Consider the following 22,293-nt stretch of genomic DNA (forward strand, 5'->3'; position numbering starts at 1 on the left):
AGTGATCCGCTTATTCCTAAAAGACGTTGTATCTTATGTTGTTTTAACGATTGTTACTCAACTAACTTAATTGGATTTCACCGATTGTGCGAGTGCTTTCGCAAATTGTTCAGCGACTGCTTGGCGAGATTCGCTTGGCACTTTGCGCTCCAGCAGGTGAGTGACACAGTTGCCCAGTGCCATCAGGCTTAAGTCAGTAGGGGCTTTGTGCTTTTCGAGTACCGCTAAAATCTCGGCGATTAATGATTCAACTTGTGCGTTTGAGTATTTCGATTGGATTGCCATAATCAAAAAATGTTTCACTTTGGAATGGATTAGCGGCATATAATAGCGGATTTATTCCAGCATCACTATCAGGGCTTATGAGTATTAACATCGAACAAGCAATTATTCACGAGATTTCCCAGGACAGTCAGGGGCAATTACGCTGCCGTTTACGTCCTCAACCTCTGCTGAACAGTCAGGCTGTCGAGATGATGCTGGAAGAGTTGCATCAGACTTATACCAGCAAATCCGGCAAAGGATTTGGCTATTTTGGTATCCATGGTGATGACGGTGAGGCGAATCCGGCCTTTTCGAATGCGTTGCAGGAATACCGTGCAGGGGATTTAGGCTTCGTCGAATTTACCGGCCAAGCCAGTAAGTTGCTGCAGGAAGAGTTGGCAAAATATGATTTTAGCCAAGGCGGATTCCTGTTGATGTCCTGCTATACCAGCATGGCGAGTGACTTTTTGTTTGTGGCGCTGTTGAGTGCCAAGTCATCGATGACGGTACTCGATGATATGGAACTGTCGCAAAACAACCACTTAGATTTAAGCAATATTCAACTAGCGGCGCGTATCGACCTTACTGAGTGGCAGGCCGATAAGGATTCCCGCAAGTACATCTCGTTTATCCGTGGTCGAGCCGGCCGTAAGGTGGCGGACTTCTTCCTCGACTTTATGGGTTGTGTCGAGGGCGTAAATACCAAGGCGCAAAATAAGACCCTAATGAATGCGGTGGAAGATTTTGTGGCCAGCAGCGATCTGACTAAAGAAGAACGTCAGCAATGCCGTAACAAAGTGTTTGAGTATTGCTCCGAGCGTTTCGATGAAGGCGCTGACATTGAGATCAAAGATTTAGCCGATGAACTCGCCGACCAAGGTATGGAGTCTTTCTATGACTTTGCCCGTGGCGGTAGCTATGAGCTGGATGAAGAATTCCCGGCCGATAAATCGACCTTAAGACAATTGAAGAAGTTTTCGGGTACCGGTGGCGGCGTCACTATTAGTTTCGATGGCGGCCATTTAGGTCAGCGGGTGATTTACGACCCGATTTCCGACACGCTCTTGATTAAAGGCGTGCCCGCTAACTTAAAAGATCAGTTAGATAGACGTCTTAAGGGCGAATAAGCCGCCTTGGATAATATCGCTTAAGCGTTAAGCGCCAGCTTTTTAAGCATCGAACATTAAACAAAAAGGCCGAGGATGAATCCTCGGCCTTTAACTTTTGCGCGAAAGCGACCTATCTGAAGCGCAGCTTACCTCGACTTACTTGGAAGCTGCTGCAAATGGCACTGGGCGTGGCGTCGCTTTATTCGATGGTGGCAGGATTGGTAGGGCAATCTGCGGCTGTTCACCCGTGAGCGAATTTAAGAAGGCCACCATCTCCTTAGTTTCTTTGTCGGTAAGCTTTTGTCCTAACTGAATATCCGCCATGGTATTTACCGCTTCTTCGAGCGTCCAAACACTGCCATCGTGGAAGTAGGGATAAGTGAGCTCGATATTACGCAGCGTCGGTACTTTAAACACATATTTATCGGCTTCTTTGCCCGTCACGCCTTTACGCCCTTCGGCAGGATTATTGGTGTGGAATGGTTTGATGAGGCCCATCTTCATAAACATAGTGCCACCGACCGCGGGGCCGTTATGGCAGCTGACGCAACCTTTGTCCTTAAACAGTTGATAACCGGCTTTGGCTTCGCTGCTAATCGCATCCTGTTTACCTAATAAATATTGATCGAATGGGCTATTCGGCGTGACTAAGGTTTTTTCGAAGGCGGCAATGGCATCGGTTAAACGATCGATATCGACTTTTTCATCGCCATAAACCTTAGCGAAGCGAGCACGGTATGCGGGCATTGAGGCAATGGTTTCGGTAGCAAGTTCATGGGTAAAGCCCATTTCCTTCGGGTTGGCAATTGGGCCTGCAGCTTGTTCTTTTAAGTCGCTGGCGCGGCCATCCCAGAATTGCGCCAGCATAAAGTCGGCGTTCAGCACGGTTGGGGAGTTAATTGGACCTTCTTGCCAATGGTGGCCAATCGATGTGGGCAGGGCATCCACGCCGCCGGTAGAAAGATTGTGGCAAGAATTACAGGAGATAAAGCCTGATTTCGACAGTCTGGGTTCGAAAAACAGCATCTTACCTAGCTCGACTTTTTCTGGCTCGGTGATTTTAGCTGGCGTAATCACTTCAATCGGTTCGGCAGCAACGGCGTAGTGTCCGCCTAACATGGCCATGATACTGATCGCGATAGCGGTGAGTTTTATCATCTGGTCTCTCCCTTATTAACCTTGTTTTATGTATGGTTTATAGGGCGATACTAACGACTTAATGGCCTTAGGGATAACGCCTTGTTTCGATTGGGTCTATCGCAGTTGTGGATTAAGTTTTTGTGAGCTAATTCGCTGTTTTAGTTCGATTATCTCGATAGGGTGAGTGGTGTTTCGTTTAGCAATTTATCTGCTAATCGCGAGTATCTATTAACCAGCCTGTATTTACGCTTTTCTATTCATCGCTATTAGCTCAGCGGTGATATCCTTGACGCCTTTATCGAGATTTTTCCGCGTTGTTGGGCGGGGCGAGTGACATAAGTGCATTTTGCTTTTTGCTCACTCAGTCATCGAATTAGCCAGCGAATTGGCTAACTCATGTGCGATGCTTGTGCATTTGTTGTGTCATCCAGATAAAAAGCGCCTAACAGCGGATTCATTTGTCGCGGGGCGAGGCAGAATTGATTAGAATCCTTATTTACTGTTTGGGTAAGCTTGGTATAAGGCCAAGTGAGCGTGCTCGGCCATCGCTAAGTGGCGCAATCCCTATTAAGGTGGACTGTTTTTCTGCCGAGGAGAGTCAATGCAACTGTTTGTAAAAGATTTAACCGTGATCGATTTTTCCTATCTTTGCCCAAAGCGTGGCATGGTAGGGGAAAGCTGGATTGTCGATGTGGTATTAGAAGGCGGCCTAGATGAGCAAAATATGGTGCTCGATTTCGCTAAAGTGAAACGGACCATCAAGCAGACAATTGATGCGGTGGCCGATCATCGTTTATTGGTACCGACCGCCTACAGTGGTGTGCGTTGGCAGCAACAGGGCGATCGGGTATGGATGGATTTCGATAGCGCGCTCGGTGAGATCCACTTAGCTTGTCCTTCTCAAGCCTTTGCACTCGTTCCATCTGAACAGATTGATATTCCAAGCGTTAACGCCTTTTTACAAAAAGCACTGCGGGAAACTCTGCCCGATAATGTTGAAGGTATTAGCCTCACCTTAAGGCATGAGATCCTCAATTCGCCTTACTATCATTACAGCCATGGTTTACGTAAACACGATGGCAATTGCCAGCGGATTGCCCATGGTCATCGCAGCCCGGTTCAAGTGTTTGAAAACGGTATTCCGGCACCGAAATGGGATGAATATTGGGCCAAGCGTTGGCACGATATCTACCTCGGTAGCGAGGAGGATTTAGTGTCAGTGAAGACCCTTAATCTATCGCCACAAACGCGGATCAGTGATGACAGCCACTATGGTTTCCACTATCAAGCGCCGCAGGGGGATTTCCAACTGGCCATGCCCAAGGAATGTTGTGATTTGATCCCGCACGATACCACGGTTGAATTGCTGGCCGACTATATGGCGACCACGTTAGTGGCGAAAGTGCCATCGAGCCAATTTACTGTGATTGCCTACGAAGGTGTGGGTAAAGGTGCCATAGTGAGCAAAGGTAATTAACCCTGTCGATTTTTTTATAACGCCCTAATCTTTAGGGCGTTATTGTTTGAATAAGGATTTTTGAGAAGATGCTAAACGCCGTACCCAATGCCCTACCTAAGTTGTTAAAAACTTTGCCGAACCCACCATCGCTCAGTTGTAAGGCGGCAGTCTTGTCGCTCTTAACCCTGTTTAGCTTATCGACTCAGGCGCAGGTGAGTTTTGAAGGGCAATTTGAGCAGGGCGCGTTAATTCGTGGTAAAGCGCCGGCGGGCACGCAGATAAGTCTTAACGGTGAGGCTTTAAAAGTAACGCCAGACGGCCATTTTGCCTTCGGTTTTGATAGGGATGCGCAGCTGAGCCAAGAACTACGCTTGGTCTATCCCGATGGCTTAACCGAAGTCAAACCGCTCAGTGTTACTAAGCGCGAATACAATATTCAAAGCGTTAAGGGCATCAGCAATAAAATCATGAAGCCCGATCCCGTGGCGCAGGAGCGAGCGGCTAAAGATACGGCGCAGGTGAAAGCGGCCCGTGGCACTTTTAGCGAGCAAACGGCATTTCTACAGTCGTTTATTTGGCCATTAACCGGCAGGATCTCGGGCGTCTATGGCAGTCAGCGGATTTATAACGATGTGCCTGGCAACCCCCATTTTGGGGTGGATGTCGCTGCGAAAACCGGTACAGTGGTCGTCGCGCCTGCCGATGGCGTGATCAGCCTGTCGGTTCCCGATATGTTTTACTCGGGCGGCACTATGATCATCGACCATGGTTATGGTGTGAGTTCAAGCTTTTTGCACTTAAGCAAACTCTATGTCAATGCGGGCGAAACCGTTAAGCAGGGCCAAGCCGTGGCAGAAGTCGGTGCGACAGGGCGAGCGAATGGCCCACATTTAGATTGGCGTGTGAATTGGTTTCAAATGCGCCTCGATCCGACAACCATAGTGCCATCTATGGCGACTGTGCTGGCGGCGGAAAAAGCACAAAAAGTCGCGAAGTAACTCCCGCGTCTATCTCTTATTTCCACACAGGGCGCCCGATCACTGACGCCCTGTTTTTATGCTTGAGCGCTTATTGCAACAACGGGTGATCTGTCGGCAGATGGCGGATGATCCACAGTACCAGCTTGTGCTTCATATTCGGGCCATCCTCCTTATCTTTGGCTAAGGGTTGGATCAAATTATCGGTCACTAACAGCCGATAAATACATTCCACTTTATCCTTGGGCGACACACCTTTGTCAAAGTCATCAAAACCGCGTTTTTTGGCGTAGCCGATACCAATCTCCAAGGCGAGTTTGAGTAGCTGTGCTTCATGCTTGTGGGGTTTCATGCGCTGCGTCCTTATGGATATCACGGGAAGCCCGCTGGCATTCCCGCGGTCGATAACACAAAACTCGATAAAACCTAGTGGTGAATCAAAGCGTTAATAGTCACAAACTAGACTATTTCCACCTTTATTGTTGCTGACTTTTTCTCAAACTGCCTGTTTTGTGCAAGCGATTGTCAGTAATTGGTATGGGGCTCACACTCCCTGCGAGAAGGAACGCACATAGATTGCTGTTTCCGTTAGTCCTGTTCGCTGGCGATAACTGCTTTAATGCTGTGCGGATGGATTTTGATACAGACATCGGCTTGTTTAAAGGCAATGGTAGGGTTGGCTAAGCGTTCTTTATCACCCTTGGGCGAGCTGAATTTCACTTTTATCGGCGCTTCGGTTAAGGATGCCGCTTGCCCTTGGAGTAAGGGCACAAGTGATGGGCTCAACTGAGCCAGCTCTTGGCTTAGACCGTCGCAGTCCTGTGCCGTTGATGGCAGTACCAGTTCGATATGCTCCCAGCCTTCTTGGGGATAGAGGGTATCGCCGGGATAGGGCAGCTCGACGCAGTCAATGCTAAAGCTGCCTAATTTTAGGGGCTTATCCAGTTCGATGATAAGGATCGTACGGCCATTAATTTGATTATCCGAGATGATCCGCCCGCGTGCACTAAAGGCTTGCTTGAGTGCATCGGCAGCTGCGATGCTGTTCACTCTCAAGGCGACATGATCACAATGCAGCGCCTTGTCCGCTAAGCCTAATTTGCCAAGAAACGTGAGGATCTTCGCCTCAAACTCCGGCCATGTCTGTTCTAAGGTGGTGTAGCCGAATACCGCAGCCTCTGTCGTGATTGTTGACATAAAACATCCTTAAAGCGGGGAATACAAATAAAAACGCCCATTTGACTGGGCGTTGAGTCGAATAGGCAAATCAAGCTTAGCGCTTAGGGCCAAATCTCGATGGGCGTGCCTTCATCAACGGCTTTCCACACTTCATCCATCTCGGCGTTGGTAATGGCGATACAACCGTCGGTCCAGTTGTATTGCTGCGCCTGCTCGGGCGAGAGAGGTGAACGAGGGTTCTGGCCGTGGATCATGATCATGCCGCCCGGGCGGATCCCCAGCGCCTTGGCTCTTAACTTATCTTCTTCATTGGGATAAGAAATGTGGATCGACTTGTAATAGGCGCTATCGGATTTTTTATAGTCCAGAATATAACGGCCCTGCGGCGTACGTTGGTCGCCTTCAGTTAACTTGTGGCCCGTCGGCAAGTCACCCATGGCAATACGATATTGCTTGAGGATTTTGCCGTCCCTTAACAGCGCCATATTGGACTCAGACTTAGTGATCACCACTAAATCGACTTTACCTATACCCGATGAGGCGAGCACTTGGGGTGAAATCAGTGCGGCGAGAGTCATGGCCACAGTAATTGTTTTAGTGAGTAGGGGTACGCGCATGTCTTCCTCTAAAAATGACGCAGATATAGGTTTTTCGCGCATCATACCGCAATTTTATGTCTATGTGAGTAGATAATTTTGAGCTAGTGGCAATTGCATGGCAGACTTTGGGGATTTGGAAAAGATAACGCTTTTTATCGCAAGGAAGTTTTCCCCTATGTCAGATCTGTCGCCTGAAAAACCAGACACCGAAAGTCCATTAAAACGCCAGCTACGCACCATTATTTTTGGCACTGATACGCCAGCAGGGCGCTACTTTGATATTGGCTTAATGGTCTGTATTGTGCTCAGTGTTGCGCTGGTGTTCCTCGATACGGTCGAAGCGGTTCACCAAGATTATGGGCACATCATTCGCGTGTTAGAGTGGGTGTTTACACTGATTTTTACCATTGAATATGGTTTAAGGTTGTACTGCGCGACTCATCCTGTGCTGTATGCCCGCAGCTTTTACGGTTTAGTGGATTTATTGTCGGTACTACCTAGTTATCTGGCGCTGTTTATTCCTGGGGCGAATTTCACCTTAGTGATCAGGGTGCTGCGCCTCTTTAGGATCTTTAGGGTACTGAAACTACTTCGCTATTTAAGCGAAGGTAATCTGCTGCTCAAGGCCATGTTGCAGTCGAGCCGCAAGGTGTTTTTGTTTTTCTTCTCGGTGAGTTTAATCATCATGGTGTTAAGCGCCGTGATGTATGTGGTCGAAGGCCCTGAGAATGGCTTTAGCTCTATTCCCAAATCCGTCTATTGGACAATTGTGACAATCACCACTGTGGGTTACGGCGATATCACGCCGAAAACCCAATTAGGTCAAGCGATTGCGGCTTTTACTATGTTGCTGGGTTATTCGATTATTGCGATCCCAACGGGGATTTTAACCGCGGAAATTTCCCAAGAAGTGGGCCGGCACAGGGATCTGCGCTCCTGCAATCAATGTCATAAGATGGGGCATGATCTCGATGCCACCTATTGTAATCGTTGCGGTTGTGAACTGGATAAGCTCGAAGCGCCCCACGGGAAAGGGGATAAGTAATTGGAGATCCCTTCATTCCTTAGTGCGTGAACGGCACTAAGGAATGAAGGATTAGAAGGGATGAGAAAGGACGAACAGATTAGCTAGCGACGGCGTTCAGTGTGTCGTCTTTTACCTCGAGATTTTTATCCTGATTCAGTCCAAGGCTAGAGACTAAACGCAGCTGCATTCCTAAAGCCGCCATCTGTTTTTGTTCACGCTGCAAATCTTTCATAAACAAACTGATTTTACGTTTATGGCTGGGTAGCACTAGCATGAGCCCATCAGGAACCACTTGGATTTTCTCAAGCACTAGGGCTTTGGCAATTCGGCCTAAATGTACTAACACCGCCAAGCGCAGCAGACAGGCGAGACGAATGAGGGTGAGCTTGTGGCCTGGCTCTAATTCGGCCAGTAGTAATTCATTGGGTTTCTTACGGTGGTTGGCAATCAGTCTGGCTAAATCCTGTTGCAGCGCCTCGCTAAAACCGGGTAAGTCGCTGTTGCTAATGATATAAGCGCCGTGTTTATGCAATGCCTTTGAGTTAATGTGCAGCCCTATCTCATGCAAGGTTGCGGCGTAGGAGAGCAAACGCGCATGGGGTCTTAATCCCCATTCATCGGCGACCTGCTCAAACAGCGCCATGGCGGTGTCCCGCACTTTGGCCGCATGGGGCATATCCACATGGTAAAGCTGGGCGATGCTTTCAACAGTACGGTGGCGAATATCTTGATATTGGCCGATTTTCGCTAATTCGTAGAGTACGCCTTCGCGCAGGGCGCCCGGACTAAACTCCAATTGCTCGATGGGTAAGCGTCTAAAAAAGCTGATTAAAATGGCAAGGCCAGCGGGCACGAGCGGCGTGCGTTTATCATCGACATTAGCAAAGTGCACTTGGCTGATGTGTCCGCACTTAATCAGTTTCAGCTTTAATTGTTTGAGGCGTGCGAGGGTGACGATTTCATCGCCATGATCTTCCTGAATCGCTTCGCAAATGGCTTTGACTGTGCCTGAGCTGCCAAGCACTAAGTCCCAATCGCCGCTGAAATATTCCTTTGAGAGCGAGGCAAATTGTTTATCGGCGGCGCTTTGGGCTCCGCGAAATGAGGCTGGCGTGATTTGCCCATCGATAAAAAAGCGCTCGTTAAAACTCACGCAGCCACAGCGCAGGCTCGATAAATGGGTGGGGGTATTTTTTTGCCCGAGAACCACTTCGGTCGAGCCGCCACCAATGTCGATCACTATATTGCGTTTACCAAGCACTTGGCTTTGGGCAATGCCGTTATAGATAAGGCGCGCTTCTTCGTGGCCAGAAATCACCTCCACCGGATAGGGCATAATACTGAGCGCCGCTTCAATAAACTGCTCACGGTTTTTAGCTACCCTCAGGGTGTGAGTGGCGACTAAACGCACTTGGGCTTGGTCGAGGTTGGAAAAACGCTGATTAAAGTCCCGCAGGCAATTGAGGCCGCGCTCGATAGCATCCACGCTGAGGATGTTCTGCGCATTGAGGCCCGTCGCTAACTGAACTTGTTGTTTTTCTTTGTGCAATATTTGCAAGCTGCCGTCTTGCTCACGGGCGATAACCAGATGAAAACTGTTTGAGCCCATGTCGATAGCGACAAAGTGTCGCGGTTGTGAATGTGTGGCAACCAATCGGATTATCCTTAGGCAATCGAGACGATGATAAAGCCAGCATTAGCTGGCTTTGGCCTGTAATTCGGGATTGTGGGCAAGTTCCGCCGCGTGCTCCGCTTCAAGCTTTGCGGCTTCGCGCTGGGCGCTAAATTCTTGCTGCAACCGCTTCTCATAATTAATCAGATATTGATAAATGGCAATTTGAGAACGCACTTTACGTTTATTACCGCGGTTACGATAAGGATTGCTCTGTTCCTTATTGATGATGCGCGCCTTAGTGTTGTCATTGAACTGTAACGATAAAATATCCATCACCATTTGTTTTAGACGCGGATCATAAATAGGCACACTCACTTCAACGCGGTTATCTATGTTGCGGCTCATCCAATCGGCGGAGCTGATAAATAATTTATTCTCACCACCGGCGTGAAACAGCATCACCCGGGAATGCTCTAAAAATCGGTCGACAATACTGTAGATCTCGATGTTATCGCTGATCCCCGGAATTTGTGGAATAAGCGAACACATTCCGCGGATCAACAGTTTGATTTTGACCCCCGCAGCCGAGGCCTCGTAAAGTTTTTGGACTAAGGATTCATCCAGCAGGTTATTCAATTTTAAGGTAATCGCCGCCTTAATATGGCTTTGGGCATTAACGATTTCGTTATCGATCAAATGGGTTAGTTTTTGTCTCGCATCATAGGGCGACACAATCAAATGCTGGAAGTTATCGCGGCGGTAAGGATGCTCAATCAAGTCGAACACTTGCTCCACTTCGCGGGCGATTTCCTGATTGGCGGTAAATAGCGATAAGTCGGTGTAGACCCGCGCCGTGCCTTCGTTAAAGTTGCCTGAGCCTACGTGGCAATAGAGTTTCATCTCGCCTTGCTCTTCGCGGCCAATCAAACACAACTTAGAGTGTACTTTTAAGCTGGTGATCCCATGGTGGACCTTCACCCCCGCCTCGGCGAGCACCCGTGTCCACTCAATATTAGATTGCTCGTCAAAGCGTGCCCGCAACTCAATCACGGCGGTAACTTGTTTGCCATTTTTCACCGCATCGATAAGCGATTGCATCACATGGGATTTTTTCGCAACACGGTAAAGGTTGATCCGAATAAAACGCACCGCAGGATCGTAGGCGGCCTGACGCACCATTTCGGTAAAGTGGGAGAACTTATGGTACGGGTAGTTGACCATAATATCGCCCATCTTGATCGCATCGAAACTGTTGGCGCTGCGGCCAAAGCCCGAGCTATTGAGCGCGGGCAATTTTTCGTTTTCGAGGTAATCACGGCTAGGGTTAGGGAAGCCGATAAAGTCCTTAAAGCTGTGGTAACGCCCGCCGGGGATCAAACACTCAGTCGAGCTAATGTTTAAATTTTCTTTTAGCATTTCGAGCATGTGCTCGGGCATTTCTTTGTCGTACACCAAACGCACGGGTTCGGCGGTCAGGCGTTTTTTCAAACCCTTGGTCATTTTCTCGAGCTGGGTTTGTTCAAGTTCGTCGGTAATATCGAACTCGGCGTCGCGGGTCAGCTTCATCGAATAGACTTCAATGGCCTCGTACTCGAAGAAGGGACCAAATAGGTCGTCCACACAGTGGCGAATAATGTTATCCAGCAGGATCAAGTATTTTTTCGCCTTCGATTTTTCGGCGGGTAACTCGATGAAACGCGGCACATTTTTAGTGGGCACTTCCACGAGGGCATATTGTCTGCGGGATTTAGTGAATAAACACACGCACAGATAGGTGGCGTCGTCGTTGATATGCTTTACTAGGTCGCGATTGTTGTTGACGATAAGCGGCGCGATATGGCGTTTAAAGTGATCGCGAAAATGTTTTTTAAGCCAGTTACTGTGGAACTCGCTTAATTGTTTCTCGTTGATTAATAAAATATTGCGGCGGACTAACTCACGCATCAGCTCGACGTAAATGCTGTCGAAACGTTCCTGCAATGCCATGACTTTGGTCTGAATTTTGGCCATTAGATGGCGGCTATTGCTGCGACCTTCCTGCAGCGCAGAGAGCAGAATTGACCGTCTGACCGCGGCCACCCGCACCCTGAAGAACTCATCCATATTATTGGAGAATATGCCTAAAAAGCGCACCCGCTCCACGATAGGCACATTGGGATCACAGGCCTCCTGCAGCACCCGCTCGTTGAATGACAACCAAGAGATTTCTTTATCGATCGACAGTTTATCGGTATTCGGGGACACTGCACAGCTCCTTTAAGCAAGCGTCATGGCGCAATATACAATAGCATTCATCCATCGGAGTGCAATCAGATTTGCTACTGAAAAATGAAGGGATTTACAGACCATTTCCCCTTCAGGCGAAAGTGATATGCGCTCAAAGATACGAGCTGAATATGTCAGATTGATGACAAGTGTGACAGAAATGTGACTTTAAAATGAACTTGCATTTAGCCGCAAATTTACAAGGTAAAGCAGGGGAACTGTGCGGGGCTTCCTTTGGGATTGGGGCAAACTGTGTTACCTTGCTCGGCTTTTTGATTGTGGTTTGACTGTAGGGGTAAGCGGATGTTTGTCGGATTTGATTATGGCAGTGCCAACTGTGCCGTTGGGATCATGCAGGGAGATGAAGTTTCACTGTTACCCTTATCGAGCGATTCAACCTATTTACCTTCCACTGTGTATGCAATGGATAGAGAGCTTATTGCCGAGGCCGTTTACCGTGGCTTGCCGCAGGCGTTGAAAGCGGATTATGCCAAGAAGCGCGCCGCGCAATTGAGCCGCGCCCGTATGGTGCGCCATGAATTAGATCTCGATGCCGAAACCCAAGCGGTGTTTGTGGGTGAGCAGGCCGTGGCCGCATATCTTGAAATGCCGGAAGAAGGTTTTTATGTCCGTTCGCCAAAATCCTTTTTAGGGGCAACGGGCCTGAGACCCGAGCAAGTCGCCCTGTTTGAAGACATAGTCACCTTAATGATGCAGCACATTAAAGTGCGCGCCGAAGCCGTACTCGCCGAAAAGGGTGTTGCATCAGAGGGAGAGACAAGCATTACCCATGCGGTGATTGGTCGCCCTGTGAACTTTCAAGGCATTGGTGGTGAAGAGAGCAACCGCCAAGCCGAGGCCATTTTAACCTTAGCCGCGAAACGGGCGGGGTTTGTTGATGTAGCATTTCTGTTCGAACCACTGGCAGCTGGGATGGATTATGAGGCGAGTCTCAGTGCCGACCAAACCGTGCTGGTGGTCGATGTGGGTGGCGGTACGACCGACTGCTCCGTGGTCAAAATGGGGCCAAAGCATCAGGGGAGTTTCGATCGCAGTGCCGATTGCCTCGGCCACAGCGGCCAGCGGATTGGCGGGAATGATTTGGATATTGCGCTGGCGATGAATGCCTTTATGCCGCACTTTGGTTTAGGTTCGCTAATGAGCAACGGTAAGCCAATGCCGAGCAATCCCTTTTGGAATGCGGTCGCCGTCAACGATATTAGCGCGCAGCGTGAGTTTGCCACCCTAAGCACTCGCAAGCTGATTGATGAACTCATTAAAGAGGCCGAGCAGCCGCAGCTGCTAAAAAGATTGCTCAAAGTGCAGCAACAACAGTTAAGCTACCAAATTGTACGACTAGCCGAGCGCGCCAAAATTGCCCTGTCGGAGGCGCAAACGACTGCGAGTGCGCTGGACTTTATTGAAGCATCACTTCAGGCAGAAGTGAGCCGCACGGGGTTTGAAACGGCGATTGAGCCTTCGCTCACCAAGGTTGAGGCGTTGATGCACCAAGCGCTGACTCAGGCGGCAAAGAGTCTTGCGGGCAATGGTTTAGCGCCAGAGGAGTTGTCCGTGGATGCCGATAGTCTAGAGTGCAAACCCGATGTGATTTATGTGACGGGCGGCACCGCGCGCAGCCCCGCGATTTACGCTAAAATCACTAGCCTTTATCCCGATACCCCAGTGGTCGTCGGTGACCACTTTGGTTCGGTGACGGCGGGATTAACGCGCTGGGCACAAAAGTGTTTTGCTCAATAGGGAAGGATGATGAATAAGGATAAACAGATGAAAAGAGTCAATAAAGCTTTAATGTCTTTGCTGGCCGTGACGCTGGCGGGGACGCTACTCACAGGCTGTGGCGATGACGTAGGTAAAGTGAGCCTTGGGTTATTTACCACTAAAGATGTGATTATCGATGCCAAGCAGGATCCTAAAATCCCTGGGGTCACTTGCCATATTAGCCGTATTGAAGCGAACCTCGATTTTGCCGATCCTTCGGATATGGGCATTAGTTGTCGTCAAACGGGGCCGATTTCCGCCGCCGATATTGCTAACATCGATAAGAGCAAACACGGTGAAGTGGTCTTTACCGAATCCTTAAGTATCTTATTTAAGAGCTTAAAAGTGCGCCGAATTTACGATGCGCCCAATCAAACCCTGCTGTATTTATCCTATTCGACCAAAGAGACCAATGGCAGCCACAAACATGCCTTATCGACCGTGCCTTTGTACGGTTCTCAGGCGTGGATTGACCCCGCAATAAGTGCGGCGCAGCCCAAATAGCAAAGGTGAATTGAAGCCGAAGTAATACGATAGTGGGACACAACTAAGGCGGGGCAAAATGAAGGCGAGTAAGCTCCCGCCTTCGTTGTTTTCACATAATTTGTTTAAGCTTTATTTAGCCTTGGCGGCGAGTACGGCATTAAAGCGATCGAAGCCTGCGCTGAGATCGGCAATTAAATCATCGGGATCTTCTAGGCCAATATGCACACGGATCAATGGCTTGCTTGCATCCCACTGAGTGGCACTGCGGATTTTTTCAATCCCGAAAATCCCTAGGATCAGACTCTCATAACCGCCCCAAGAAAACCCCATTTTAAAATGCTGCATATTTTCAACGAGCGCGGTCACCGCCTCCTGATCCCCTTGCTTTAACACAAAGGAGAACAGACCGTTGGCTGCGCTAAAGTCGCGTTTAAAGAACTCATGTCCCGGGCAGGTATCGAAGGCGGGGTGACGTAAATGGTCAACCTCGGGGCGAGTTTTCAACCAGTTAGCCACTTTAAGAGCATTTTTCTCATGTTGCGCCATGCGCACGCCAAGGGTGCGTAATCCGCGCGTAGCGAGATACACATCGTCGGGGGAAGTCGTTTGCCCCAATAAATAACTGCGCTCACGCAGCTGCGGCCAGTGCTTTTCGTTAGCGGTCGCGGTGCCAATCATCACATCAGAGTGACCGACGATATATTTGGTCGCGGCTTGAATCGACACATCGACACCCATCTCAAAGGGCTTGCTATTGATTGGTGAGGCCCAAGTGTTGTCGAGAATGGTCACCATTCCATGTTCATGGGCGATACGGCATAGGGTCGGGACGTCCTGCACTTCCATGGTGATGGAGCCGGGAGACTCTAAAAACAGCACCTTAGTGTTGGGGCGGATAAGCGCGCGAATACCTTCACCAATCAGGGGATCGTAATAGGTAGTCTCAATATTAAAGCCCGCCAGAATATGGTTGCAAAGATCGCGGGTCGGCTCATAAACACTGTCGACCATCAGCAGGTGATCGCCCGCCTGTAAAAAGGATAATAAAGCCGCGCTAATTGCCGCCGCACCCGAGGGATACAGCGCCGTACCTGCGCCACCTTCGAGCTCACTGATCGCCGCTTGAAACGCAAAGTGGGTTGGGGTGCCGCGGCGGCCATAAAACATTTCGCCATTGGTTTTGTTTTTGGCGGCGTGACGCATATCTTCCATGGTGTCGAAGACGATAGTGGATGCGCGAAATACGGGCGGGTTAATCACACCCTTGGTCCATTTTTTATCTCGACCGACGCTGACGATTTGGGTGGCTAGCTGATGTTTATCTGTCATAGGGCTTACCTTGGCGAGTCAGTTTTTATGTTGTTATCCATTGTGATGGCCGTCATCTTAGCATCTGCCCGTGAAAATGGCAGGAGGCAAACAGATGAGTTTGCCTCAAGTTGCAGAGCGTGGATTAGCTCAGCGGTAGGGTGACCAGAATATCGACCCCATCGTTTTCGCTGCGGTTGCGGGCCAAAATTTTACCCTGGTGGAACTCGGTCACGAGCCGCGCAATATACAAACCTAACCCTAGGTGAGGCTTGTCTTGGGCTTGATTGATCCGCACCGAAACCATGGAGTCGAAGATCTGCTCCGACATATCCACTGGCAACTGTGGTCCTAAGTTACTGATAAGCAAAGTAGCTTGTTTGCCAACTTGGGTGAGGGTGACTTCGATCGCACTGCCTTGATGGCAAAATTCGATGGCGTTGGCGATAAGTTTGTCCATCAATTGGGCGATGTATTCTGGCACGCCCTGCATCATCAAAGGTTGCTCGGGCACTTTGACGCTAAATTGCTGCTCAGGGTAGGTCATTTGATAGCCTTGCATACAGCCGCTCACCACTTGGGACAGTGGGAACTTAGCCACATCGGCCTGAGTGAGGCTCTGCTCGAGGCGCGTCGCCTCACTCATGTTGTTTAAAATCATGCTTAATCGGCTCACCCCTTCTTGGGCGCGGTCGACATACTTTTGCGTGTCTTTATCTAAGGTTTGCAGATTTAAGTGCTCTAACGAGGAGCGCACTACTGCCACCGGCGTGCGTAGTTCATGGGACAGGCGCGACGACATATTCTCGAGATAATGGGTGTATTGACCTAAACGACCGACAATGCTGGCAAAACTGCGGGATAAATCGCCAATCTCGTCCCGTGCTTTGGAGGGTTTTAAATGATTACGCACACGACCTTGGCTGTCGATGGCATTTTCCGCTTCATCGCGCAGTTTGCGGATACGATTCGAAATACTCGAGGCGAAGAAAAACAGCGCTAAGGTGCCCATGCTCATAATGGTCAGGATCACGTTAAACAGTTTTTCCAGCGCACGGTTACGCAGGGTGCGAATACCGTGGGTGGTTTCTTCGGCCACCACGGCGCCCATCACATTATTATCAATCCAAATAGGGCTGGCGGCCGCCAGCACCACAGCCTTATTGTCTGGCGTCAGTCGCCAGGTCGAGCTTTGTTGTCCTGCGAGCGCCTTTTGAATATGGCTGCCGTCGAGTTCGGTCGAGTCTTGCAGGGAGTCGATAAAATCCTTAGGTGGTTTGGTGAGGATTTTATAGTAGAGCGGGTGCAGGTAGTCGCGCTGAAAACGTTGCCACATAGAGTTGCTGTTTTCATCATCGAGGGTGCGCGTCCACACACTGTTGCTGTCACGGATATCGCCAGACTTCGCCAGCACACGGCCGTGTTTATCGACCACCCAAATGCGTGAGCTGTAGTGGCTCATCCCTTTGATAATATTCTCAATTTCTGGTGATGGTACTAGGACTGTACCGAGTTTGTCGACGGTATCTAAGGCGGAGGTGCCGACAACGGCGGTGATATCGCGGTACTTGCTGTCGTTGACATCGGAAATCGCAAATCCTAATTTGCTACCCACCATATCTAAGGGGATACGCAGTTCGATATTGTAGCCCACATCCGTGGTGGCCCATTGTCCTTGAATACGGACTTCGGGCGTCACGGGCACGGTTTGCTTAGGGTTGGCGGGCAGCTCGAAGGCACTGATCCAACCGGGCTGGGTCGTGGCCACGATATAGCGTTTAAATTTATTGTCGGGGGCAAGGGTCGCAATCGACAGGTGATCGTTTCTATCGACGCTTAAGGCATTTTTGCCACGAAACACCACATTGGGATCGACCACCTGAAAAAAGGCATACAGATAACCATCGTACTGACCCACCATATGGGTAAAACTCAAGGTGAGCGGCGTGCTGGGATCGGCACGCATGATAAGATTCGCCTCGCCGTACTGGATAAATCTGTGCTGATATTCCTGCCATTCATTGAGTTTACCATCGAGCAGGATCGCGCCCGCGAGGGGGTAAGCATAGAGATCGCGACTCTTTTCAACCTGCTTTAAGAAGCTGGCCTGACCGTCGAACAGTTTCGGCCGCTCGTGCAAGGCGGTCGCTAAGGCTTGGGTAGTGCCCTCTAAGGTGCGTTCCTGACCGTGGCGCAGGTATTTTTCCATCTCCCACACATATTGGTACCCCAGCCAAGGTAGGCAGAGTAAAAACAGGCTGAGGCCAATAACTTTAGTGCGAAGACCGAAGGGAAAACGTGTCATAGAATGCTGGCTAATCTGCTACATGGTTTAGGCTAGGCTGTCCCAGCGATAGCCCATGCCATAAACGGTATCGATACAATCAAATTCGGGCGCGGCAGCCATAAACTTCTTACGGATGCGCTTCACATGGGAAGTAATAGTGCTGTCATCAACAAAAATCTTCGCCTCTTGCATCAGCTCATGGCGGCTACGGACGTGCCCCGGGTGCTTGGCAAGGGCGTGCACCATCCAAAATTCGGTAACTGTGAGTTCAATCGGGATCTGATTCCAAGAAACCAGCATCCGATTGGCGTCGATGGTGAGCGGCCCGCGCTCCAGTAAATTTTCCTGCGGCGTTTGACTGGTGGCTAACTCAGAGCGGCGAAACAGCGCGGCTAAGCGAGCGGTCAAATGGGGGAAACTCACTTCTTTGCTCAGGTAATCATCGGCGCCTAAACGCAGGCCGCACACAGTATCAAAATCGCTATCCCGCGCGGTTAAGAAGATGATCGGCAGAGTGTTCGACATGGCGCGTAGGGACTGACACAGCATAAAACCGCCGTCAATCTCATTACCAAGGCCGATATCGATAATAGCTAAATCCGGCAGACGGGTATTAAACGCCAGCATGGCCGATGGCCTGTCGGCATAGGTTTGCACACTGTAACCGTGTTGCTGCAACACATCCTTGTAATTTTCGCGAATGGCCGCTTCATCTTCCACAATGGCGATACGTTTCATTAGCCATCTTCCTATTGACTGCTGGGACTAAGTGTCTGGGGATAAGTTTTCGTGACTATACAGGAATTTATTTCTGAGAAAAGCTCCCAAATGCAATTGCCATTTTGTTGCCACAATTGATAGTCGCATTGCCATTTTCCATCCCTGCTTATGCCATGGCGCTTGTGTTTAATAAGCTCATTCCGTTTTACCCGCCGCGCTAATGACTTAGGTGGGTAAGCGCAGCACAAATCAAAAGGAATGAGATGATGAAAAAGACGCTGATTAATATCTTGGTACTGAGTGTATTCGCCGCGCCCATTGCTAGCGTATCGGCAAGGGTATCCCTGCAAAATCAACCCGTGCACTCAGAGCCACAGACTGAGATGCTTGAGCAAGATGAGGATGATGGCGAAGCGCTGATAGGTCTTGGCGGCGGAGCGTTACTTGGCGCCCTAGTGGGCGGCCCCGTTGGCGCCATTATCGGCGGATTTACCGGCACCTTAATCGGCCAATCGGTCTCCGACACCGACACGGTTAAAACCCAGCAACAGCATATTGCCCTGCAGCGCCAACAACTGGCGAGCTTATCGGCCAAACAACAGGCCAGCGAGCAACGCGCCGCCGAATACGCCTTAACCCAAAAGCAACTCGATGAACTGCTCGCCGAGCAACAACAACTGTTAAGTGAGTTGGCACTGGGCATGAATGTGCAGTTCCGTACGGGTTCGTCGGAGCTTGAAAGCCATTTTTTGCCCCAATTAGACAATGTCGCCAAGGTGATGAAGCGCTCGAGCGAGTCCAATCTCGAGCTGAAAGGTTATGCCGACCGTCGCGGTGATCTGGCCTACAACCATGCGCTCTCGGAGCAACGTTTGTTAGAAGTGCGGGGATACTTAATTAAGCAAGGCGTAGCCCCCGAGCGGATCACCACCCAAGCCTTCGGCGCCAGAATGCCACTCAATGATCAGCAAGATAGTGAATCCGATGTGTTCGATCGCCGAGTCACTTTGACCATGCAGCCTAACCAAGGACTGATGGCGAGCCGCGTGACCGAATAGTTCAACAATATCAATCGTATTCAACCAAGATCAGGAGCCTTTGTGATGATCACAGGGAAAAGGGTAAAAGAAGTTTGTCAAACACTGGCGATGCTAGTGATCGGCGCCTCCATTTGTTGGGGGCTACCATTTGCGGTGTTAGCCTCACCGAACAGTGTGGGCACCTTATCGGCGCCGCAAAATATTGCCGCGACCTTCGATGAACACACGGCGAGCACATTGCCACCCTTCAGTTTCGACGATATCACCCAAGGGATGTTGGTGTATCAAACCGCCAGTGGCCGTTTAATGCCGTCCTTACCCGTGGACACGCAAGTGTCGATGCAGGTCTCTGGGTTAACCAATAGGGTGAGCGTAAAGCAGGTTTTCAGTAACCAAACGGGATTTGTCCTCAATGGCCGCTATCTGTTCCCTTTACCCAATGAGGCGGCGGTGGACTCACTGCGTTTACATATCGGTGAGCGGATCATCGAAGGTCAAATTCACCCGAAACAGCAAGCAAAACAGATTTTTGAGCAAGCTAAAGCCGAAGGAAAACGCGCCAGTCTAGTCAGCCAAGAACGGCCCAATATGTTCACGACCGAAGTCGCCAACCTCGCTCCCGACGAAAAGTTGGTGGTTGAAATCAGTTATCAAGAAACCATTCATTATGAAGATGGTCTCTTTAGCCTACGTTTTCCGCTAGTGGTGGCACCGCGCTATATTCCAGGCCTAACACTCGGTGGGAACAATGGTGAGCGCGTGACCAGCAGCCAAGTCTTCGATGCCGACCGAATTATTGCCCCAATCCGCGATGCCAATAGTGAGGCGGATCCCGTGCTTAAGGCCGATATTAAGGTCAAGCTCGGTGAAGGCGTGGACAAATCCGCCGTAGTGAGTCCGTATCATCCCATTACGATTGATGAAAAACAGGGCCAACTGACGGCGGCCTTGGCTAATCGTGTGCCCGCTAATCGTGACTTTGTGCTGCAATGGCGTCTTAAGCAAGGCACGAGTCCCGTGGCTTGGGTATTCAACCAAGCGGGCAAAACCCATGTGTTACAGGACGACAATGCAAGTGCGGATACAGGTTCAGCTGGCAATAGTAGCAATACCGATAGCTACAGCTTAGTGATGGTTCTGCCGCCCAAAGTCGATGCCAGTGAACAACTGAACTTACCCCGTGAGCTTATTTTAGTGATTGATACTTCGGGGTCGATGGCGGGGGATTCCATCATTCAGGCGAAAAATGCCCTGCGTTATGCGCTGCGCGGTTTAAGGCCACAGGATAGTTTTAACATTATCGAATTTAACTCCGATGTATCCCTGCTATCGTCAACACCTCTGCCCGCGACCGCGAGTAATTTGGACAAGGCACGTCAGTTTGTGAATCGTTTGCAGGCCGATGGCGGCACCGAAATGGCGCAGGCTTTAAATGCTGCGCTGCCAAGGCAGGCGTTTAACACTGCTTCGGGTGAGGATAAGTCGCTAAGACAAGTGATCTTTATGACCGATGGCTCCGTCGGCAATGAGGCAGCGCTATTTGAGTTAATTCGCAATCAAATCGGCGACAACCGTCTTTTCACCGTCGGCATTGGCTCGGCGCCGAACTCACATTTTATGCAGCGTGCGGCTGAACTTGGGCGCGGCACTTTTACTTACATTGGTGATGTGGATGAGGTGGAACAAAAGATCAGTCAATTGCTAGGCAAAATCCAGTATCCAGTGCTCACCGATTTGCAGGTGCGTTTTGACGATGGCTCTGTGCCTGACTACTGGCCCGCGCCTATCCCCGATCTTTACCGCGGTGAACCGGTGTTGATTAGCCTAAAGCGCCACCCACGAGAGCCTCAGGAACTGGTGATCTCCGGTCGTCAGGGCCATAAAAACTGGCAGCAGTCGTTATCTTTACAAGCCAATGGCGCAAGCCATTCTGCAACTGATGTAGCGCAGCCAGCAGCCGGGCTCGATTTACTCTGGGCGCGCAAACAGATTGCGGCGTTAGAGCTGAGTAAAAACGGCGCTAACGATGACAAGGTCAAAGAGCAGGTCACGGCGCTGTCGCTGAACTATCACTTAGTCAGCCCCTATACCAGCTTGGTCGCGGTGGATTTAACCCCCATCACCAGCAATGCCATGAGCCGCGATGCGGTGGTGCGTCAGCATTTACCCTTGGGGTGGCAGCCTATGGGCGTTCTGCCACAAACATCGACCTCGAGCCGTTTCGACATGCTCTTAGGTGGCGCAGTGTTACTGCTTGCCTTGATGCTTGCGCTGTCGATTCGTCGCCAGCAGCGGCAGCAACGCGCGCTGTCATTAGCGCTGAACACTTGAGTCATGTCCATGAGCATGCGCATGACTCAACAGATACAAATAGGGTTGCTGGTGGGATTGGTATTACTCGGCATCACATTGTTTGGAAAAGGATTCTATATGCAAGCGAAAGCACACTTTGCCCAATATTTGATTGAACAAGCCTGGGCTAAAACCTTAATCGATGGTCAGTCCCATAAACCTTGGTCTTGGGCCGATACCTATCCCGTGGCTAAGCTCTCCATCGAGCAGGCTAAAAGACCGAATCACTTCGATGGTCCGGCATCCAACGACAGCTTATATGTGTTGGCGGGCGCATCAGGCCGTAATTTGGCCTTCGGGCCAGCCTTAGTGCTGTCGAGTGCGCCCGCTGGCGCGCAAGGCAACACTGTGATTGCAGGGCACAGGGATACGCATTTTGCGATGTTAAATGGCATCAGTGTTGGACGCCGCTTGGCGCTGCAAACCGCGGCGGGCAAGGAGATTGTTTACCAAGTGGTGGCGACCGAAGTGGTGCACGAATCGCAAACTGAGTGGATGGCGCCAAGTGAGGATAATCGTTTAACACTGATCACTTGCTATCCCTTCGATGCGCTGCAAGGCGGGGCTGAACTGCGTTTTGTAGTGCAGGCTATCCCGGTCGAGCCCGAGCCTACTGCGGTGCAATCCGCTGACACGATAGTTACTCAGGCGAGGGTTCAAAAGGTGGCCTAGCGAGCACGAATTTAT

Annotated in this window: 19 protein-coding genes; 9 read left to right on the forward strand and 10 right to left on the reverse strand. The window is 50.2% G+C overall.

What is annotated here, in order from left to right:
* Window positions 1-66: 66 nt before the first annotated feature.
* On the reverse strand, window positions 67-285 hold the full coding sequence (locus CF168_RS08870; protein ID WP_011622981.1) for a YejL family protein: 219 nt from the start codon (window positions 283-285) through the stop codon (window positions 67-69).
* Window positions 286-362: 77 nt separating this feature from the next.
* Between CF168_RS08870 and yejK the strand changes: the two genes are divergently transcribed.
* Window positions 363-1,391 (forward strand): nucleoid-associated protein YejK, encoded by a 1,029-nt coding sequence (yejK, locus tag CF168_RS08875; protein ID WP_011622980.1) that lies wholly within the window; start codon window positions 363-365, stop codon window positions 1,389-1,391.
* 138 nt (window positions 1,392-1,529) lie between these two features.
* Here yejK and CF168_RS08880 read toward each other — a convergent pair whose 3' ends face one another.
* Complete coding sequence (locus CF168_RS08880; RefSeq protein WP_086904216.1) at window positions 1,530-2,531, reverse strand: cytochrome-c peroxidase; 1,002 nt, start codon at window positions 2,529-2,531, stop codon at window positions 1,530-1,532.
* Window positions 2,532-3,114: 583 nt separating this feature from the next.
* On the opposite strand from CF168_RS08880, the gene CF168_RS08885 reads away from it, so the two are divergent.
* Both CF168_RS08885 and CF168_RS08890 read left to right on the forward strand, forming a co-directional pair.
* Window positions 3,115-3,990: a 6-pyruvoyl trahydropterin synthase family protein gene (locus CF168_RS08885; RefSeq protein ID WP_086904215.1), complete on the forward strand. Its 876-nt coding sequence runs from the start codon at window positions 3,115-3,117 to the stop codon at window positions 3,988-3,990.
* 68 nt (window positions 3,991-4,058) lie between these two features.
* Window positions 4,059-4,970: a M23 family metallopeptidase gene (locus CF168_RS08890; RefSeq protein WP_167373607.1), complete on the forward strand. Its 912-nt coding sequence runs from the start codon at window positions 4,059-4,061 to the stop codon at window positions 4,968-4,970.
* Between the two features lie 70 nt (window positions 4,971-5,040).
* On the opposite strand, the gene CF168_RS08895 is transcribed toward CF168_RS08890, so the two are convergent.
* The 3 genes from CF168_RS08895 to CF168_RS08905 all read right to left on the reverse strand — a co-directional run bounded on the left by CF168_RS08895 (window position 5,041) and on the right by CF168_RS08905 (window position 6,745).
* Window positions 5,041-5,301 (reverse strand): DUF5062 family protein, encoded by a 261-nt coding sequence (locus CF168_RS08895; RefSeq protein WP_011626406.1) that lies wholly within the window; start codon window positions 5,299-5,301, stop codon window positions 5,041-5,043.
* A 236-nt stretch (window positions 5,302-5,537) separates the two neighbouring features.
* On the reverse strand, window positions 5,538-6,146 hold the full coding sequence (locus tag CF168_RS08900; RefSeq protein WP_089067633.1) for a VOC family protein: 609 nt from the start codon (window positions 6,144-6,146) through the stop codon (window positions 5,538-5,540).
* A gap of 83 nt (window positions 6,147-6,229) precedes the next feature.
* Complete coding sequence (locus CF168_RS08905) at window positions 6,230-6,745, reverse strand: L,D-transpeptidase family protein (RefSeq protein WP_086904218.1); 516 nt, start codon at window positions 6,743-6,745, stop codon at window positions 6,230-6,232.
* Window positions 6,746-6,902: 157 nt separating this feature from the next.
* Between CF168_RS08905 and CF168_RS08910 the strand changes: the two genes are divergently transcribed.
* Window positions 6,903-7,772 carry an ion transporter gene (locus CF168_RS08910; RefSeq protein ID WP_089067634.1) on the forward strand — a complete coding sequence of 290 codons (870 nt, stop codon included), beginning with the start codon at window positions 6,903-6,905 and terminating at the stop codon, window positions 7,770-7,772.
* A gap of 79 nt (window positions 7,773-7,851) precedes the next feature.
* Here the strand turns inward: CF168_RS08910 and ppx are convergent, their stop codons facing one another.
* The gene (ppx, locus tag CF168_RS08915; RefSeq protein WP_089067635.1) at window positions 7,852-9,408 is read right to left on the reverse strand and encodes an exopolyphosphatase; all 1,557 of its coding nucleotides are present in this window, start codon (window positions 9,406-9,408) and stop codon (window positions 7,852-7,854) included.
* A gap of 42 nt (window positions 9,409-9,450) precedes the next feature.
* The gene (gene ppk1 / locus CF168_RS08920) at window positions 9,451-11,613 is read right to left on the reverse strand and encodes a polyphosphate kinase 1 (protein WP_011626401.1); all 2,163 of its coding nucleotides are present in this window, start codon (window positions 11,611-11,613) and stop codon (window positions 9,451-9,453) included.
* Window positions 11,614-11,937: 324 nt separating this feature from the next.
* Here ppk1 and yegD point away from each other — a divergent pair, with 324 nt between their 5' ends.
* Window positions 11,938-13,392, forward strand: a complete 1,455-nt coding sequence (gene yegD / locus CF168_RS08925; protein WP_089067636.1) for a molecular chaperone — start codon at window positions 11,938-11,940, stop codon at window positions 13,390-13,392.
* A gap of 27 nt (window positions 13,393-13,419) precedes the next feature.
* Window positions 13,420-13,917: a CreA family protein gene (locus tag CF168_RS08930; protein ID WP_083757983.1), complete on the forward strand. Its 498-nt coding sequence runs from the start codon at window positions 13,420-13,422 to the stop codon at window positions 13,915-13,917.
* Between the two features lie 111 nt (window positions 13,918-14,028).
* On the opposite strand, the gene CF168_RS08935 is transcribed toward CF168_RS08930, so the two are convergent.
* The 3 genes from CF168_RS08935 to pdsR form a co-directional block, all read right to left on the reverse strand.
* Window positions 14,029-15,228 carry a cystathionine beta-lyase gene (locus CF168_RS08935; protein WP_089067637.1) on the reverse strand — a complete coding sequence of 400 codons (1,200 nt, stop codon included), beginning with the start codon at window positions 15,226-15,228 and terminating at the stop codon, window positions 14,029-14,031.
* A gap of 124 nt (window positions 15,229-15,352) precedes the next feature.
* Window positions 15,353-17,512, reverse strand: a complete 2,160-nt coding sequence (gene pdsS / locus CF168_RS08940; protein WP_011717342.1) for a proteobacterial dedicated sortase system histidine kinase — start codon at window positions 17,510-17,512, stop codon at window positions 15,353-15,355.
* A gap of 27 nt (window positions 17,513-17,539) precedes the next feature.
* A complete protein-coding gene (gene pdsR / locus CF168_RS08945; protein WP_023268247.1) occupies window positions 17,540-18,232 on the reverse strand; it encodes a proteobacterial dedicated sortase system response regulator in 693 nt (230 codons plus the stop codon).
* 245 nt (window positions 18,233-18,477) lie between these two features.
* Here pdsR and pdsO point away from each other — a divergent pair, with 245 nt between their 5' ends.
* Genes pdsO through CF168_RS08960 form a run of 3 tightly spaced genes read left to right on the forward strand, consistent with a single transcriptional unit; the run spans window position 18,478 to window position 22,278 of the window.
* Complete coding sequence (gene pdsO, locus CF168_RS08950) at window positions 18,478-19,272, forward strand: sortase-associated OmpA-like protein PdsO (RefSeq protein ID WP_089067638.1); 795 nt, start codon at window positions 18,478-18,480, stop codon at window positions 19,270-19,272.
* A 45-nt stretch (window positions 19,273-19,317) separates the two neighbouring features.
* Entirely contained in the window at window positions 19,318-21,585 is a 2,268-nt protein-coding gene (locus CF168_RS08955; protein ID WP_089067639.1) for a marine proteobacterial sortase target protein, read from the forward strand.
* 3 nt (window positions 21,586-21,588) lie between these two features.
* Window positions 21,589-22,278 carry a class GN sortase gene (locus CF168_RS08960; protein WP_430980727.1) on the forward strand — a complete coding sequence of 230 codons (690 nt, stop codon included), beginning with the start codon at window positions 21,589-21,591 and terminating at the stop codon, window positions 22,276-22,278.
* The last annotated feature ends 15 nt before the right edge of the window (window positions 22,279-22,293 follow it).

The organism is Shewanella bicestrii (genome assembly GCF_002216875.1).
Taxonomy (GTDB): Bacteria; Pseudomonadota; Gammaproteobacteria; order Enterobacterales; family Shewanellaceae; genus Shewanella; species Shewanella seohaensis.